Origin of the sequence: Streptomyces sp. NBC_00239, assembly GCF_036194065.1 — a bacterium.
Taxonomy (GTDB): domain Bacteria; phylum Actinomycetota; class Actinomycetes; order Streptomycetales; family Streptomycetaceae; genus Streptomyces.
The window spans coordinates 2,459,606-2,475,578 of the sequence record NZ_CP108095.1 but is presented as its reverse complement, the minus strand read 5'-3'; the positions used below and the strand labels follow the sequence as shown (position 1 = coordinate 2,475,578).

15 protein-coding genes are annotated in these 15,973 nt (G+C 72.9%); 10 read left to right on the top strand and 5 right to left on the bottom strand.

Annotated elements, in window-relative coordinates; all coding sequences use genetic code 11:
• Window positions 1-33: 33 nt before the first annotated feature.
• Both OG764_RS10760 and OG764_RS10755 read right to left on the bottom strand, forming a co-directional pair.
• Window positions 34-858 (bottom strand): glutamate ABC transporter substrate-binding protein, encoded by an 825-nt coding sequence (locus OG764_RS10760; protein ID WP_328968206.1) that lies wholly within the window; start codon window positions 856-858, stop codon window positions 34-36.
• Between the two features lie 73 nt (window positions 859-931).
• Window positions 932-1,717, bottom strand: a complete 786-nt coding sequence (locus OG764_RS10755; protein WP_328968205.1) for an amino acid ABC transporter ATP-binding protein — start codon at window positions 1,715-1,717, stop codon at window positions 932-934.
• 286 nt (window positions 1,718-2,003) lie between these two features.
• Between OG764_RS10755 and OG764_RS10750 the strand changes: the two genes are divergently transcribed.
• The 3 genes from OG764_RS10750 (at window position 2,004) to OG764_RS10740 (ending at window position 5,296) form a co-directional block, all read left to right on the top strand.
• Window positions 2,004-2,702, top strand: coding sequence for a response regulator transcription factor (locus tag OG764_RS10750; RefSeq protein ID WP_328968204.1), 699 nt, complete (start codon window positions 2,004-2,006; stop codon window positions 2,700-2,702).
• 12 nt (window positions 2,703-2,714) lie between these two features.
• Window positions 2,715-4,130, top strand: coding sequence for a sensor histidine kinase (locus tag OG764_RS10745; protein WP_328968203.1), 1,416 nt, complete (start codon window positions 2,715-2,717; stop codon window positions 4,128-4,130).
• 236 nt (window positions 4,131-4,366) lie between these two features.
• Window positions 4,367-5,296: an ROK family protein gene (locus OG764_RS10740; RefSeq protein WP_328972940.1), complete on the top strand. Its 930-nt coding sequence runs from the start codon at window positions 4,367-4,369 to the stop codon at window positions 5,294-5,296.
• A gap of 40 nt (window positions 5,297-5,336) precedes the next feature.
• On the opposite strand, the gene OG764_RS10735 is transcribed toward OG764_RS10740, so the two are convergent.
• Window positions 5,337-6,338, bottom strand: coding sequence for a TAXI family TRAP transporter solute-binding subunit (locus tag OG764_RS10735; protein ID WP_328968202.1), 1,002 nt, complete (start codon window positions 6,336-6,338; stop codon window positions 5,337-5,339).
• Window positions 6,339-6,457: 119 nt separating this feature from the next.
• On the opposite strand from OG764_RS10735, the gene miaB reads away from it, so the two are divergent.
• Both miaB and OG764_RS10725 read left to right on the top strand, forming a co-directional pair.
• Window positions 6,458-7,939 carry a tRNA (N6-isopentenyl adenosine(37)-C2)-methylthiotransferase MiaB gene (miaB, locus tag OG764_RS10730; protein ID WP_328968201.1) on the top strand — a complete coding sequence of 494 codons (1,482 nt, stop codon included), beginning with the start codon at window positions 6,458-6,460 and terminating at the stop codon, window positions 7,937-7,939.
• 79 nt (window positions 7,940-8,018) lie between these two features.
• Window positions 8,019-8,738 carry a class III extradiol dioxygenase subunit B-like domain-containing protein gene (locus tag OG764_RS10725; protein WP_328968200.1) on the top strand — a complete coding sequence of 240 codons (720 nt, stop codon included), beginning with the start codon at window positions 8,019-8,021 and terminating at the stop codon, window positions 8,736-8,738.
• A gap of 97 nt (window positions 8,739-8,835) precedes the next feature.
• On the opposite strand, the gene OG764_RS10720 is transcribed toward OG764_RS10725, so the two are convergent.
• A complete protein-coding gene (locus OG764_RS10720; RefSeq protein WP_328968199.1) occupies window positions 8,836-9,096 on the bottom strand; it encodes an antitoxin in 261 nt (86 codons plus the stop codon).
• A gap of 24 nt (window positions 9,097-9,120) precedes the next feature.
• Complete coding sequence (locus OG764_RS10715; protein WP_328968198.1) at window positions 9,121-9,339, bottom strand: hypothetical protein; 219 nt, start codon at window positions 9,337-9,339, stop codon at window positions 9,121-9,123.
• Window positions 9,340-9,500: 161 nt separating this feature from the next.
• Here OG764_RS10715 and miaA point away from each other — a divergent pair, with 161 nt between their 5' ends.
• The 5 genes from miaA to OG764_RS10690 all read left to right on the top strand — a co-directional run bounded on the left by miaA (window position 9,501) and on the right by OG764_RS10690 (window position 15,895).
• The gene (gene miaA, locus OG764_RS10710; protein WP_328968197.1) at window positions 9,501-10,439 is read left to right on the top strand and encodes a tRNA (adenosine(37)-N6)-dimethylallyltransferase MiaA; all 939 of its coding nucleotides are present in this window, start codon (window positions 9,501-9,503) and stop codon (window positions 10,437-10,439) included.
• Window positions 10,440-10,542: 103 nt separating this feature from the next.
• Window positions 10,543-11,016, top strand: a complete 474-nt coding sequence (locus OG764_RS10705) for a hypothetical protein (protein WP_328972939.1) — start codon at window positions 10,543-10,545, stop codon at window positions 11,014-11,016.
• Window positions 11,017-11,248: 232 nt separating this feature from the next.
• Window positions 11,249-12,124, top strand: a complete 876-nt coding sequence (dapF, locus tag OG764_RS10700; RefSeq protein ID WP_328968196.1) for a diaminopimelate epimerase — start codon at window positions 11,249-11,251, stop codon at window positions 12,122-12,124.
• 141 nt (window positions 12,125-12,265) lie between these two features.
• Window positions 12,266-14,356: a RelA/SpoT family protein gene (locus OG764_RS10695; protein WP_328968195.1), complete on the top strand. Its 2,091-nt coding sequence runs from the start codon at window positions 12,266-12,268 to the stop codon at window positions 14,354-14,356.
• A gap of 81 nt (window positions 14,357-14,437) precedes the next feature.
• The gene (locus OG764_RS10690; RefSeq protein ID WP_328968194.1) at window positions 14,438-15,895 is read left to right on the top strand and encodes a M1 family metallopeptidase; all 1,458 of its coding nucleotides are present in this window, start codon (window positions 14,438-14,440) and stop codon (window positions 15,893-15,895) included.
• Window positions 15,896-15,973 lie beyond the last annotated feature (78 nt).

Sequence of the window (15,973 nt, the reverse complement as noted above, 5' to 3'; positions counted from 1 at the left end):
GTGGCAGGCCGGCGGCGCACCTCACCGCTTCGGTCAGCTGCCTTCGGTGATCTGCGGGGCCGGCTCGTTCTTGTAGTTCGCCGGTCCGAAGTTGGCCTTCACGGCCTTCTCCCACTCGCCGCTGTCGACCATCTTCTTCAGGGCGGCGTTGATCTTCGTCTGAAGGTCCTTGTCGCCCTTCTTCAGGCCGATGCCGTAGTTCTCGTCGCTCATGGACAGGCCCACGAGCTTGAACTTGCCCTGGTGGGCGGGCTGGGCGGCGTAGCCGGCCAGGATGGAGGCGTCGGTGGTGAGGGCGTCGACGGACTTGTTCTCCAGGCCGGTCAGGCACTCGGAGTAGCCGCCGACCTGCTGCAGGTCGGCCTTGGGCGCCAGCTTCTCCTTGACGTTCTGGGCCGAGGTCGAGCCGGCGACCGAGCACAGCTTCTTGCTGTTGAGGTCCTCGGGCTTCTTGATCGAGTTGTCGTCGGCGCGGACCAGCAGGTCCTGGTGGGTCAGGAAGTACGGACCCGCGAAGTCGACCTTCGCCTTGCGCTTGTCGTTGATCGAGTAGCTCGCGACGACGAACTTGACGTCACCGTTCTGGATCAGGTTCTCGCGCTCGGCCGAGACGGCCTGCTTGAACTCGACCTTCTTGTAGCCGAGCTCCTTGGCCACGTAGTTCGCCACGTCGACGTCGAAACCGGTGAACTTGCCGTCCGGCGTCTTCAGGCCGAGGCCGGGCTGGTCGAACTTGATGCCGACGACGACGGAGTCGCCGCCGTCAGAACCCTTGTCGCTGTCGCCGCCACAGGCGGTGGCGGTCAGCGCGAGCGCGACGGCGGCGGCGAGCGCCGCTCCGGCCTTGGAAACCTTCATGGTGAACTTCCCTCGGGTGAGACGTTGTTGGCGATGCGAATACTGCTGACCGGATCAGTACCAGAAGGACAGGTCAGTGGTGCAGGATCTTCGACAGGAAGTCCTTGGCGCGGTCGCTGCGGGGGTTGCTGAAGAACTGCTCCGGCGTGGCCTCTTCGACGATCCGGCCGTCCGCCATGAAGACGACCCGGTTGGCCGCCGAGCGGGCGAAGCCCATCTCGTGGGTGACCACGACCATCGTCATGCCCTCGCGGGCGAGCTGCTGCATGACCTCCAGCACCTCGTTGATCATCTCCGGGTCGAGCGCCGAGGTCGGCTCGTCGAAGAGCATCACCTTCGGGTCCATCGCCAGGGCCCGGGCGATCGCCACGCGCTGCTGCTGGCCGCCGGAGAGCTGCGCCGGGTACTTGTCCGCCTGGCTGCTCACGCCGACCCGGTCGAGCAGCGCCCGCGCCTTCGTCACGGCGGTCGCGCTGTCCGTGCCGCGCACCTTCAGCTGGCCGAGGGTCACGTTCTCGAGCACGGTCTTGTGGGCGAAGAGGTTGAACGACTGGAACACCATGCCGACATCGGCGCGCAGCCGGGCGAGCGCCCGCCCCTCGGACGGCAGTTCGCTGCCGTCGATGGTGATGCTGCCGGAGTCGATGGTCTCCAGACGGTTGATGGTCCGGCACAGCGTCGACTTGCCGGAACCGGACGGGCCGATCACGACCACCACTTCACCGCGCGCGATGCTCAGGTCGATGTCCTGGAGCACGTGCAGCGCGCCGAAGTGCTTGTTGACGTTTTTCAGCACGACCAGGCCGTCGGCGGCCGGAACCGCGTCGCCCGTGCCCTTGTCCACTGATACTCCGCTCATCGGCCTCTAGCTCCGTCCTGCTCGGTTGGAAGGACAGTAATGAGGAGGTCAGCGCAGCGTCATTACATCTGAGCGAGAATTGAGCATAACGATACGGCCTCGCTAGGCCACTGAGCGTGACCGGCTCCGGTGTACTCGTACCGGGTGCATAACGGAAGGCGCGCCGGAGCGGAACCCCCTTGACGTGGGGCTCTTCATCCGCGTGGATGCATGGTGGCCCGTACGTGACCGGTACGCGGCCCGTACGGGACTCGGGAAGACTCGGGACATCGGGAAAGGGGACGCCATGAGACTGCTGCTCGTCGAGGACGACGACCACGTCGCGGCGGCCCTGTCCGCGATCCTCGGGCGGCACGGCTTCCAGGTGGTGCACGCCCGCAGCGGCGAGGAGGCCCTCCAGGCGCTGCTGCCCGCGGACGCCCCGCCCTTCGGCGTGGTGCTCCTCGACCTCGGGCTGCCCGACCAGGACGGCTACGAGGTCTGCGGGAAGATCCGCAAGCGCACCGCCACCCCGGTGATCATGGTGACCGCGCGCGGTGACGTGCGCTCCCGGATCCACGGGCTGAACATGGGCGCCGACGACTACGTGGTCAAGCCGTACGACACCGGCGAGCTGCTGGCCCGCATCCACGCCGTCAGCCGGCGCACCTCGGGCGCCGACGAGGCCGCACCGGCCGGCGGCGCCGTGGTCCGCTTCGGTCCCGTCGGCATCGAGCTGCCCACCCGGCGGGTCACCGTCGACGGCGCCGACGTGCCGCTCACCCGCAAGGAGTTCGACCTCCTCGCGCTCCTCGCGCAGCGGCCCGGAGTGGTGTTCCGCCGCGAGCAGATCATCAGCGAGGTCTGGCGCACCAGCTGGGAGGGGACCGGACGCACCCTAGAGGTGCACGTGGCCTCGCTCCGCTCGAAGCTGCGCATGCCCGCCCTGATCGAAACCGTCCGCGGAGTCGGCTACCGGCTCGTCGCCCCGCCCGCCGGCCCCTGACGGTCACGTACTGTGCGCACCCGCCTGCTCCCCCTGCTCGTCGTCCTCATGGCGGGCGTCCTGATCGCCTTCGGCTTCCCGCTCGCCGTCAGCCTCGCCGCCGCCCGCCAGCAGGAGGTCGTCGTCGACCGGATCGACGACACCGCCCGCTTCGCGGCCCTCGCCCAGTTCGTCAGCGACGCGGCCGCCAGTGGGGCGGTGGGCGCCGACGAGCGCCGCGCCACCCTCCAGTTCGAACTCGCGCGCTACCACGACCTGTACGGCATCCGGGCGGGCGTCTTCACCCGCACGGACGCGTCCATGGCCCGCGCCCCCGGCTGGTGGAGCCTGCCCGAGGAGGGCCAGGGCCGCCGCGCGTTCGAGGAGGCGCTCGCCGGCCGCCGCAGCCACGACCCGCCGCAGGTCTGGCCCTGGCAGCGGTCCTGGCTGGTCGTCGCGTCGCCGGTGGTCCTGGACGGTGACGTGGTCGCCGTCGTGGTCACCGAGTCGCCCACGGGCCCGATGCGTTCGCGGATCCTGCGCAGCTGGCTGATCGTGGTGGCCGGGCTCGCCGCCGCGATGCTGCTGGCGTTCGGCGCGGCCCTGCGGCTCACCAGCTGGGTGCTGAGGCCCGTACGGATCCTCGACGCGGCCACCCACGACATCGCGACCGGACGGCTGAACTCCCGGGTCGCGGCCTCCGGCGGGCCGCCGGAACTCCAGCGGCTGGCCCTCTCCTTCAACGACATGGCCGACAACGTCGAAGAGGTCCTGGAGCAGCAGCGGGCCTTCGTGGCCGACGCCTCGCACCAGCTGCGCAACCCGCTGAGCGCGCTGCTCCTGCGGATCGAACTGCTCGCCCTGGAGCTCCCGGAGGGCAACGAGGAGATCGCCTCGGTGCGCACCGAGGGCAAGCGGCTCGCGCAGGTGCTCGACGACCTGCTGGACCTGGCGCTCGCCGAACACGCCGCCGTCGAGAGCACCCTCGTGGACATCCGCGCGCTCGCCGCGGAACGGGCCACCGCCTGGCGGCCGTACGCGGAGGAGAAGGGCGTCCGCCTGACCGAGGACGGCGAGGCCGTCGTCACCGGCTGGGCCGACCCCATCGCGCTGTCCAGCGCCCTGGACGCCGTCATCGACAACGCGCTGAAGTTCACTCCGGCGGGCGAGGAGGTCACCGTCACCACCACCGCCGGGTCCGACTTCGCCGCCGTGGTGGTGGCCGACCGCGGCCCCGGCCTGACCGGCGAGGAACTCGACCGCGTCGGCGACCGTTTCTGGCGCAGCGGCCGCCACCAGAACATCAAGGGCTCCGGCCTCGGCCTGTCGATCTCCCGCGCCCTGCTCGCCAAGAGCGGCGGCTTCCTGTCCTACGCGGACAACCCCCCGCACGGCCTGCGCGTCACCGTCGCCGTCCCGCGGCGCGAGGGCGCACCCGGACGCCCGTAGCCGCCCGCGGCCCCGGTACGCCCCCGCCAGCGGCCGTACGCGCCCAGCCCTGCTCCTCCGTACGCCCCGGACCTCCGCCGCGCAGGCCGCGTACGGCGTCTGCGACGCGCCGGTCACCGGCCGCCCCGGACCGCATACTGGATCTCGACCGTCCCTCAGGAGCGCCCGTGACCAGCCCCGTCCGACCCCTTCCCGCCGCGTACCCCGGCCTTCCCGCCGCGGGCCCCACCGTCGCCGTGGACATCGGCGGTACGAAGATCGCCGGGGCGCTGGTGCACCCGGACGGGACGATGACCGCCGCGACCCGCCGCCCCACGCCGCGCGGCACGGACCCGGAGGCGGTGATGGCGGCCGTGGCCGAGGTCGTGGCCGACCTCGCCCGGGATCCCCTGTGGCCCGAGGTCCGGCGGTGCGGCATCGGCAGCGCGGGCCCCGTGGACGCCGCCCGCGGCACCGTCAGCCCGGTCAACATCGGCGCCTGGCGCGACTTCCCGGTGCTCGCCCGGACCGCCGCCGAACTGGCCCGGCACGGCGCGGACGTCCCCGCCGTCCTGGTCGGCGACGGAGTGGCCATGACCGCCGCCGAGCACTGGCTGGGCGCCGCCCGCGGCCGCGCCAACGCCCTGTGCATGGTCGTCTCCACCGGCGTCGGCGGCGGCCTGATCCTCAACGACCGCCTGCACCCGGGCCCCACCGGCAACGCGGGCCACATCGGTCACATCTCGGTGGCCTTCGACGGTGAGCCCTGCGCCTGCGGCGGCCGCGGCTGCGTGGAATCCATCGCCTCGGGAACGGCGATCGCCCGCTGGGCCGCCGAACAGGGCTGGACCGGACCCGACCCGAGCGCCGCCGGCGTGGCCGAGGCCGCCCGCGCCGGCGACCCGGTCGCCGTGGCGGCCTTCGACCGCGCGGGCCGCGCCCTCGCGGCGGCGATCGCGGCCACCGCGACCCTGGTCGAGACGGACATCGCGGTGATCGGGGGCGGCGTCGCCACCGCGGGCGACACCCTCTTCGCCCCGCTGCGCCGCCACCTCGCCTCGTACGCGACCCTGTCCTTCGTCCAGGGGCTCGAAGTGGTCCCGGCGGTCCTCGGCACCTCCGCAGGCCTCATCGGAGCGGCCGCCGCGGCAGCCGAACTCCTCGCCGGCCCCGACCGCACGCCGTGACCCGGCACGCCACGCAGGGGGCGGGTCCTTCGACCAGCCCTTACGGCTTGGCCGAGCGGTAGTACCGGGCCGCGCCCTCGTGCAGCTCCAGCGGATCCGTGTAGATCGCCGTCCGCAGGTCCACCAGCTGCGCCGCGTGCACCGCGTGCCCGATCCGGTCCCGACTGCCGATCACCGTACGGGTCAGGCCCTCCGTGAGGTCCGGATCCGTACGGTCGGTCGTGACCAGCAGGTTCGGCACGGCCAGCGTGGTGACGTCGTCGTTGCTCCGCGCCCACTTGTACGTGTCCGGCGAGATCACCGCGCTGCGGTAGTACCGCGCCGGCGTCCCGCTCCGCTGCAGTTCCTTGATCAGATCGCCCAGCTGCACCAGCCGGATCTCGGTCCGTTCCGACAGTGCCTTCACCGCGTTCGTCGGCAGCCCGCCCGACCATATGAACGCGTCGATCCGCCCCGCCTCCAGCTGCGCCGGCATCTGGTCGATGCCGATCGCCACCGGTGTGACGTCCGTCTCCGGATCCAGCTTCGCCGCCTTCAGCAGCCGCTCCGCGATCAGCCGAACCCCCGACCCCGGCTGCCCGATCGCGACCCGCATGCCGCGCAGGTCCCGTACCGACTCCACCCGCGAGTCCGCCGGCACCACCAGCTGTACGTAGTCGTCGTACAGCCGCGCGCAGCCGCGGAGCCGGTCCGCGCCCGGCCGGTCGTCCATCCGGTACTTGGAGACCGCGTCCGCCGTGGCGATGGTGAAGTCCGCCCGGCCGGTGGCCACCCGCTCCAGGTTCTGCTGGGAGCCCTCGCTGGCCAGGAGCTTGACGTCGACCTTCGGAAGATCCCGGGCCAGCGCCTGCTGCAGCAGCTTGCCGTACCGCTGGTAGACCCCCGAGCGGGCGCCCGTGCTGAACGTCAGCGGACCTTCCGGTTCCGCCTTGCCCAGCGGCAGCAGCCACCAGAGCAGCAGGCCGACCACGGCGAAGCCGGCCGCCGCACCCGCCAGGGCACGACGCCTGCTGATCCGGATCCGGGGGATTGCGACGGGCATGCGCGCGATCCTGCCACCTCGTCCGATTCCCGGCCAGACCCGGCGTCCCACGTCACACCGCGCCGGGCCGGACCGGTCACCGGCACGAGCCACCGCCGCGCCCCCTTTACCCTGGACAGGTGAAGACGTACGAGGTGCGCACCTACGGGTGTCAGATGAATGTGCACGACTCCGAGCGGCTCTCCGGCCTGCTGGAGGACGCCGGCTACGTCCGCGCCCCCGAGGGGACCGACGAGGGCGACGCCGACGTCGTCGTCTTCAACACCTGCGCGGTGCGGGAGAACGCCGACAACAAGCTGTACGGCAACCTCGGCCGTCTCGCCCCGATGAAGACCAAGCGCCCCGGCATGCAGATCGCCGTCGGCGGCTGCCTGGCCCAGAAGGACCGCGACACCATCGTCAAGCGGGCCCCGTGGGTCGACGTGGTCTTCGGCACCCACAACATCGGCAAGCTGCCCGTCCTCCTGGAGCGCGCCCGCATCCAGGAAGAGGCGCAGGTCGAGATCGCCGAGTCGCTGGAGGCCTTCCCCTCCACGCTGCCGACCCGCCGAGAGTCCGCGTACGCCGCCTGGGTCTCGATCTCCGTCGGCTGCAACAACACCTGCACCTTCTGCATCGTCCCGGCGCTGCGCGGCAAGGAAGAGGACCGCCGCCCCGGCGACATCCTCGCCGAGGTCGAGGCCCTGGTCGCCGAGGGCGTCTCCGAGATCACCCTGCTCGGCCAGAACGTCAACGCGTACGGCTCCGACCTGGGCGACCGCGAGGCCTTCAGCAAACTGCTGCGCGCCTGCGGCGCGATCGAGGGGCTGGAGCGGGTCCGCTTCACCTCCCCGCACCCGCGCGACTTCACCGACGACGTCATCGCCGCCATGGCGGAGACCCCGAACGTCATGCCGCAGCTGCACATGCCGCTGCAGTCCGGTTCGGACCCGATCCTGAAGGCGATGCGCCGCTCGTACCGGCAGGAGCGCTTCCTCGGGATCATCGAGAAGGTGCGCGCCGCGATCCCGCACGCCGCCATCTCCACCGACATCATCGTGGGCTTCCCCGGCGAGACCGAGGAGGACTTCCAGCAGACGATGCACACGGTCCGCGAGGCCCGCTTCGCCAACGCCTTCACCTTCCAGTACTCCAAGCGCCCGGGCACCCCGGCCGCCGAGATGGCGGACCAGATCCCCAAGGAAGTCGTCCAGGACCGCTACATGCGCCTGGTCGCCCTCCAGGAGGAGATCTCCTGGGAGGAGAACAAGAAGCAGGTCGGCCGCACCCTGGAGGTCATGGTCGCCGAGGGCGAGGGCCGCAAGGACGGCGCCACCCACCGGCTCTCCGGCCGGGCCCCCGACAACCGCCTCGTCCACTTCACCAAGCCGGCCGCGGAGGTCCGCCCCGGTGACGTGGTGACCGTCGAGATCACCTACGCGGCCCCGCACCACCTGCTCGCCGAGGGTCCCACGACCGAGGTGCGCCGCACCCGCGCCGGCGACGCCTGGGAGAAGCGCAACGCCGCCCCCGCGCAGCCCGCCGGCGTGATGCTCGGCCTGCCGGCCATCGGCGTGCCCGCGCCGCTGCCCGCGGCCACCGGCGGCTGCTCCGTCGCCTGACGCGTCACAGGCCCGGCGGCCGGCTCCCGCACAGTGGAGGCCGCCCCGCCGGGCCTTCGCGCGTACTACGCTGCGGATCATGCTCGTAGCCGCTGCCGTATGCCCCTGCCCGCCGCTCCTCGTGCCGCAGGTCGCGGCCGGGGCGGCCGACGAACTCGCCGCGGCGCGCACCGCGTGCTCCGACGCCCTGGCGGTGCTCGCCGCCTCGCGGCCCGACCGGCTGGTCGTGGTCGGGCCCGCGGACCCGGCGGGCGAGGGCGCCCACCCGCAGGGCGCGCGCGGGTCCTTCCACGGCTTCGGCGTGGCCGCCGAGGTCCGGCTGGGCGCCCCGGTACCGGGCGGGCCCGCCGCCGGACGGGACCTGCCCCCTTCGCTGGCCGTCGCCGCCTGGCTGCTCGACCACACCGACTGGGCCTGCGCCCCCGTGTCGGGACTGGGCGTCGGCCCCGCGCTGGCCACCGAGGACTGCCTCGCGGCAGGCCGGGAGCTGGCGGGCACCGCCGGCCGGGTCGCGCTGCTGGTGATGGGTGACGGCAGCGCCTGCCGCACCGTCAAGGCCCCCGGTTATCTGGACGAGCGCGCCGCCGCCTTCGACGCGGCGGCCGCCCGCGCGCTGGGCACCGCCGACACGGCCGCGCTGGCGGCGGTCGACGCACGGCTCGGCACGGAACTGCAGGCCGCCGGACGGGCCTCCTGGCAGGTGCTCGCGGGCGCGGCCGAGGGCGCGGGCCTCGACGGCCGGCTGCTGTACGAGGACGCCCCGTACGGCGTCGGCTACTTCGTCGCCGCCTGGTCCTGAAACCCCCGACCCGCCCCGCGGCCGCCGACCGCCCCCGGGAACGCGTGAGGGGTGCGGGGAGGAACCCCCCCCCGCACCCCTCACACCGGACGCCGTGTCAGGGCGCCGCGGGGCCACTGCCCGGCGCCGTGGGGCCACTGCCCGGCTCGTCCTTGTGGGCGATCTTGCCCAGCGCGTCCTTCGCCTTGCCCGTGCCGGTCGCAATCTGGCCGCTGTACTTGCCCTTGGTCTTGGAATCCACGACCTGGGCGACCTTGTCCAGGCGCTCGCCGATCTTTCCCTCGTGCTGCTGCGCGAGGTCACCGACCTTGTCCTTGGCCGGTGCGATCTTGGCCTTGAGATTGTCCAGCAGGCCCATGGGTCACCTTCTCTTGGCGGATACCTACGTACGGGCGCCCTCACCGGTCTCGCTGTCCGCCGCCTCGTCCGCCGACTGCTGCTTCGGGATCTCCACGCCTTCCGTGGCCGTGACCTCCCGCGCCGTCGTCGCCTCGGCGCCTACGGCCTGCGGCTCCTCCGCCGGGGCAGGCGCCGAAGTCTCCTCGGCAGCCGCCTCGACGGCGTCCTTGGCCTTCCGGCGAAACCATGCAAACACGCCCATGTCTACTCCAATAACGTTACTCGTGCGGGTAAAGTTCCGCGGCGGTGAACTGGGCCGACGGAGCGCCGGACCGGCGGAACCCCGCCAGGGCAACGACCCCGGCCGCCGGCTGTCACGTAGCTCGTTCGGGTACCGGGCCAGGTGTTTGCGAGACTGGGTCGGTGAGAAGTGCAGCCCCCGCACCGCGGGTCATCGCCGTCGTCGGTCCCACCGCGGCCGGAAAGTCCGATCTGGGAGTCGCCCTCGCCCGGCATTTCGGGGGCGAGGTCGTCAACGCGGACTCCATGCAGCTCTACCGCGGGATGGACATCGGCACCGCGAAACTGACGATGGACGAGCGCGGTGGCATCCCGCACCACCTCCTCGACATCTGGGACGTCACGGAGACCGCCAGCGTCGCCGAGTACCAGCGCCTCGCCCGCGCCGAGATCGACCGGCTGCTCGCCGAGGGCCGCACCCCCGTCCTGGTGGGCGGCTCCGGCCTTTACGTGCGCGGCGCCATCGACGCGCTGGAGTTCCCCGGCACCGACCCCGAGGTCCGCGCCCGCCTGGAGGAGGAGCTGACGCTGCGGGGCCCCGGCGCCCTGCACGCGCGCCTGGCCGCCCTCGACCCGGCCGCCGGACAGGCCATCCTGCCCGGCAACGGCCGCCGGATCGTCCGCGCCCTGGAGGTCATCGAGATCACCGGCCGCCCCTTCACCGCCAACCTCCCGGGCCCCGACTCCGTCTACGACTGCGTGCAGATCGGCGTGGACGTGGCCCGCCCCGAGCTCGACGAGCGCATCGCCCTGCGCGTGGACCGGATGTGGGAGGACGGGCTCGTCGACGAGGTGCGGACCCTCGAAGCCGCCGGCCTGCGCGACGGAATCACCGCCTCCAGGGCGCTCGGCTACCAGCAGGTGCTGACCGCACTCGCGGGGGAGTGCACCGAGGACGAGGCCCGCGCCGAGACCGTGCGCGCCACCAAGCGGTTCGCCCGCCGGCAGGACTCGTGGTTCCGCCGCGACCCGCGGGTCCACTGGCTCAGCGGCGCCGCCGCGGACCGCGCGGAACTGCCCGGACTCGCGCAGTCGTTGGTCGAACGAGCGGTTACAGCCTGATCACGTGATGGCATCGGGACGCTCCGGACGCCCGTACGGGGTCCGCGGGCGTGCCATCATCAAACTCGGCGGAACGAAGTCCTAGTGGGGAGGGCACGTGGCGATGGAGGCCGGCCCTCGAGACACCGGGCGCGACGGCACCGGACAGGATCCGGAGTCGATCCTCCCTGCCGTCCTGGGCCTTCCCGCGGAGCCGGACCGGCTCAGTCCGGACGGACCCGAGCACGAGCAGGTCGTCCCCGAGTTCGAGGTCGAACTGCGCCCGCAGCGCAGGCTGCGGATCTGGCAGCTCGCACCCATCGTGATGCTCGCGGCCGCCGGATCCCTCATGTTCGCCTTCCCCCTCGCCTTCGAGTTCGGCGACGGCGGCGCGGTCGTGGCCATGCTCGGCCTGCTGATCAGCTGCTGCGCCGGTGGCTGGGGCATGATGGCCGCCCGCCGCGTCGGCCACACCTGGCCGGGCCTGCCGGCCCGCGGCTCGGGCGAACGCCCCGACTGGCGCATCGTCGGCCTGTACGCGGTCATCGTCCTCACGGTGGCCTTCCTCGCCGTATGGCGCGTCGCCCGGCTGCGCTGACCGCCGGCCTCTCCCGCCCGCGTCGCCCGGCTGCGCTGACCGCCGGCCTCTCCCGCCCGCCCGCGTCGCCCGGCTGCGCTGATCGTCGGCCGCTCCCGCTCCCGCTCGCTCGTGCCGCCCGGCCGACGACCGTCCGCCGGGCCGCCGCCGTCCGCCGCGCCCGCGGCGCTCCCGGTCCGGTGCGGGCCCGCCCCGTCCGCCCGCCGTCACCCCGCCCCCGTACGATGGCCGGGTGACCACTACAGGGCTTGCCTTCCTCAAGGGCCACGGGACCGAGAACGACTTCGTGATCATCCCCGACCCGGACAACGCGATCGACCTGCCGCCCACGGCGGTCGCCCGGCTGTGCGACCGCCGCGCCGGCATCGGCGGCGACGGCCTGCTGCACGTGGTCCGCTCCGCGGCCCACCCCGAGGCCGCGCACCTGGCCGCCGAGGCAGAGTGGTTCATGGACTACCGCAACGGGGACGGCTCCATCGCCGAGATGTGCGGCAACGGCGTCCGCGTCTTCGCCCGCTACCTCCAGCACGCCGGCCACGCCGAGGCCGGGGACCTGGCCATCGCCACCCGCGGCGGCGTCAAGCGCGTCCACCTCTCCAAGAGCGGTGACGTCACCGTCGCCATGGGCCGCGCCGCCCTGCCCGGCGGAGACGTCACCGTCTCCGTCGGCGAGCACACCTGGCCCGCGCTCAACGTGAACATGGGCAACCCGCACGCCGTGGCGTTCGTCGCCGACCTCGACGACGCCGGCAACCTGTACACCGCACCGCCGTTCAGCCCTGCCGAGGCCTACCCCACCGGTGTGAACGTCGAGTTCGTCGTCGACCGCGGCCCCCGCCACGTGGCCATGCGCGTCCACGAGCGCGGCGCGGGCGAGACCCGCTCCTGCGGCACCGGCGCCTGCGCCGTGGCCGTCGCCACCGCCCGCCGCGACGGCGCCGACCCCGCCACCACCGGCGAAGCCGCCACGTACACCGTCGACCTGCCCGGCGGCACCCTGGTCATCACCGAGCAGCCGGACGGCAGCGTCGAGATGACCGGGCCGGCCGTGATCGTGGCCGAAGGCGAGATCGACCCGGCCTGGCTGACCGAAACGGCTTTCGCCTAGAGCTTCCCTCGAATGGGTGATCCGGTTCACGCTGGGCGAGAGCCGGACTGCGCCACGTGGTGGGGTCGGTAACATCAGACACCGGCCCCGAGGGCTCACCCCATGCCCGTCCACCGCCGGTCGATGCCGCCGGAGGTCCCCATGAGTGCAGAGGCCACAAACCCCGACGCAGCGGCGGAGCTCCGCCTCGGCGGATCCGCCGCCCGCAGACGGGGCCGCACCAGGATCGATCTGCGCAGGCTGGGCCGGGCCGCACTGCTCGGCCCGGCCTCCCGCGACCGGCTCCCCGACGCCATCGGCCACGTCGCCGAAGCCCACCGCGCCCACCATCCCGACGCGGACCTCGCCGTCCTGCACCGGGCCTACGTCCTCGCCGAGACCTCGCACCGCGGCCAGATGCGCAAGAGCGGCGAACCGTACATCACGCACCCGCTCGCCGTGACGCTGATCCTCGCCGAACTCGGCGCCGAGACCACCACGCTGACGGCCTCACTCCTCCACGACACCGTCGAGGACACCGAGGTGACCCTCGATCAGGTGCGCGCCGAATTCGGTGCCGAGGTCTGCTACATCGTCGACGGCGTCACCAAACTCGAAAAGGTCGACTACGGCGCCGCCGCCGAACCCGAAACGTTTCGCAAGATGCTCGTCGCCACCGGCAACGACGTCCGCGTCATGTCGATCAAGCTCGCCGACCGCCTGCACAACATGCGCACCCTCGGCGTGATGCGTCCCGAAAAGCAGGCCCGCATCGCCAAGGTCACCCGCGACGTCCTGATCCCGCTCGCCGAGCGGCTCGGCGTCCAGGCCCTCAAGACCGAGCTCGAAGACCTCGTCTTCGCGATCCTGCACCCCGAGGAGTACGAGCACACCCGGGCCCTGATCGCCGCGCACGCCGCCGAGAACGACCCGCTGCCCGCCGTCGCCGACTCCGTACGCGCCGTCCTGCGCGAGGCCGGCATCGCCGCCGAAGTGCACGTCCGCCCGCGGCACTTCGTCTCCGTGCACCGCATCGCCCGCAAACGCGGCGAGCTGCGCGGCTCCTCCTTCGGCCGGATCCTCGTCCTGGTCGGCGAGGACGCCGACTGCTACGGGGCCCTCGGCGAGCTGCACACCTGCTTCACCCCGGTCGTCTCGGAGTTCAAGGACTTCATCGCCGCCCCCAAGTTCAACCTGTACCAGTCCCTGCACACCGCCGTCGCCACCCCCGACGGCTCGGTGGCCGAAGTCCTCATCCGCACCCGCCAGATGCACCGCGTCGCCGAGGCCGGCGTCATCGCGCTCGGCAACCCGTACGCCCCCGCCGAATGCGCCGACCCCGCCGCCGCCGGCGAGCGGATCGACCCCACCCGGCCCGGCTGGCTCTCCCGGCTCCTCGACTGGCAGCAGTCCACCCCCGACCCCGACACCTTCTGGACCTCGCTGCGGGCCGAACTCGCCCAGGACCGCGAGATCACCGTCTTCCTCGCCGACCACCCCCGCCCCGTCAGCCTGCCCGCCGGCGCCACCTGCGTGGACGCCGCCTACGCCCGGCACGGGGAGGCCGCCCACGGCTGTATCGGCGCCCGCGTCAACGGGCGCATCGCCGCCCTCGGCACCCGGCTCGCGGACGGCGACACCGTACAACTGCTCCTGTCGCAGGACGCGGCCTCCGGGCCCGCGCCGGACTGGCTGGAGCACGCCCGCACCCCGGCCGCCCGCATCGCCATCAGCGGCTGGCTGCGCGCCCATCCCGACGGGCCGCACGTGCCCACCGCCGCCCCGCGGGCCCCCCTCCCCATGACCGGGCTGCGCGCCGCCGGCGGCAACGCCGTCGTGGACCTCCCCGACGCCCCCGTACGCCTGGCCGGCTGCTGCACCCCCGTACCGCCCGACTCCGTCGCCGGGTTCGTCGTCCGGGGCGGCGCCGTCACCGTCCACCGCGTGCAGTGCTCGGCCGTCGACCGCATGCGCGAGACCGGCCGCACCCCCGTCGCCGTCCACTGGCGGGCCACCGCCGACTGCATGGTCACCCTGGTCGCTGAATCGTTCGGCCGCCCCCATCTGCTCGCCGATCTCACCGAGGCCATGTCCCGCGAAGGCGCCTCCATCGTCTCGGCCACCGTGGAACCCCCCAACGAGCAGCGCGTCCGCCACACCTACACCGTCCAGCTCCCCGACGCGTCCGGCCTGCCCGCCCTGATGCGCGCCATGCGCGAGGTCCCCGGCGTCTACGACGTCAGCCGCGCCTGAGCCGCGCCGGATCTCTCCCTTTCGGGTGGGATCGTCGCGCGCCGCCCCCGGGCACCGCGCAGGCGCTGGTAGCGGTGTGTCATGCAGCTCACCTCGCGCCGCCTGCGTGCCGCCCTGCTCGCCGCCGCCTCGATGACCCTGGTCGCCGCCGTCATGCCGCCGCCGCTGGCGCTCGGCATCGGCGACCGCCTCTTCCCCGAACTCGGCAACCCCGGGTACGACGTACTCGCCTACGACCTGTCCTTCACGTACGCGAGCAACACCAAGCCGCTCGACGCGGTCACCACGCTCGACGCCGTCACCCTCCAGCCGCTGGAGCGGATCAACCTCGACTTCACCCACGGCACAGTGGCGTCCGCCGAGGTCAACGGCGAGAGCGCACGGTTCGAGACGGCCGGTGAGGACCTCGTCCTCACCCCGCAGACCCCGCTCCCGCAAGGCGCCACGCTCCGCATCACCGTCCGCCACACCAGCGACCCGCGCGGCCGCGCCGACGGCGGCTGGGTGCCCACCGAGGACGGCCTCGCGATGGCCAACCAGGCCGACGCCGCCCACCGGGTGTTCCCCTGCAACGACCACCCCGCCGACAAGGCCTACTTCACCCTGCGCATCACCGCCCCCGACGGCCTGACCGCCGTCGCCAACGGAATCCCCGAGTCAACCGTCCGCAACGGCCGTCGGGGCGCCGCCCCGGCCACCACCACCTGGACCTACCGCACCCTCCACCCCATGGCCACCGAACTCGCCCAGGTGTCCATCGGCACGTCCGCCGTCGTCCACCGCGCCGGCCCGCACGGCCTGCCCGTCCGCGACGTCGTGCCCGCCGCCGACCGCGAGCGCTTCGAACCCTGGCTCGCCAAGACCCCCGGCCACCTGACCTGGCTGGAGGACCGCCTCGGCCCCTACCCCTTCGAGAACTACGGGGTGCTGATCGCCCGCGCCCGCACCGGCTTCGAGCTGGAGACGCAGACCCTCTCGCTCTTCGAGAGCGCCCTCTTCACCGAACCCGGCTACCCGACCTGGTACGTCGAGGCCGTCATGGTGCACGAGCTCGCCCACCAGTGGTTCGGCAACAGCGTCAGCCCGCGGACCTGGTCCGACCTGTGGCTCAACGAGGGCCACGCCACCTGGTACGAGGCCCTGTACGCCGACGGGCTAGGGAAGTACTCCCTGGAGCGCCGCATGCGCGAGGCCTACCAGCGCTCCGACCAGTGGCGGGCCGCCGGGGGACCGCCCGCAGCCCCCAAGGCCGCCGCCCCCGGCCAGAAGATCGGCCTGTTCCGGCCCGTCGTCTACGACGGCTCGGCGCTCGTCCTGTACGCCCTGCGGCAGGAGATCGGCGCCGCGGCCTTCGACCGACTGGAGCGCCGCTGGGTCGCCGACCACCGCGACGGCACGGCCGACACCGCCGACTTCGTCCGGCTCGCCGCCGAGGTCTCCGGCCGCGACCTCGACGCCTTCTTCCAGGCCTGGCTGTACGGGGACAAGACGCCCGCGATGCCCGGACACCCCGAGTGGGCCGCCGCCCACGCACGGTGACGCCCCGCCGCGAAAAGGGTGTGACGCCCTCCTGAAGGGCATGTCACTATCGACAGGCCGCGGGCGCCGGGGAATCTT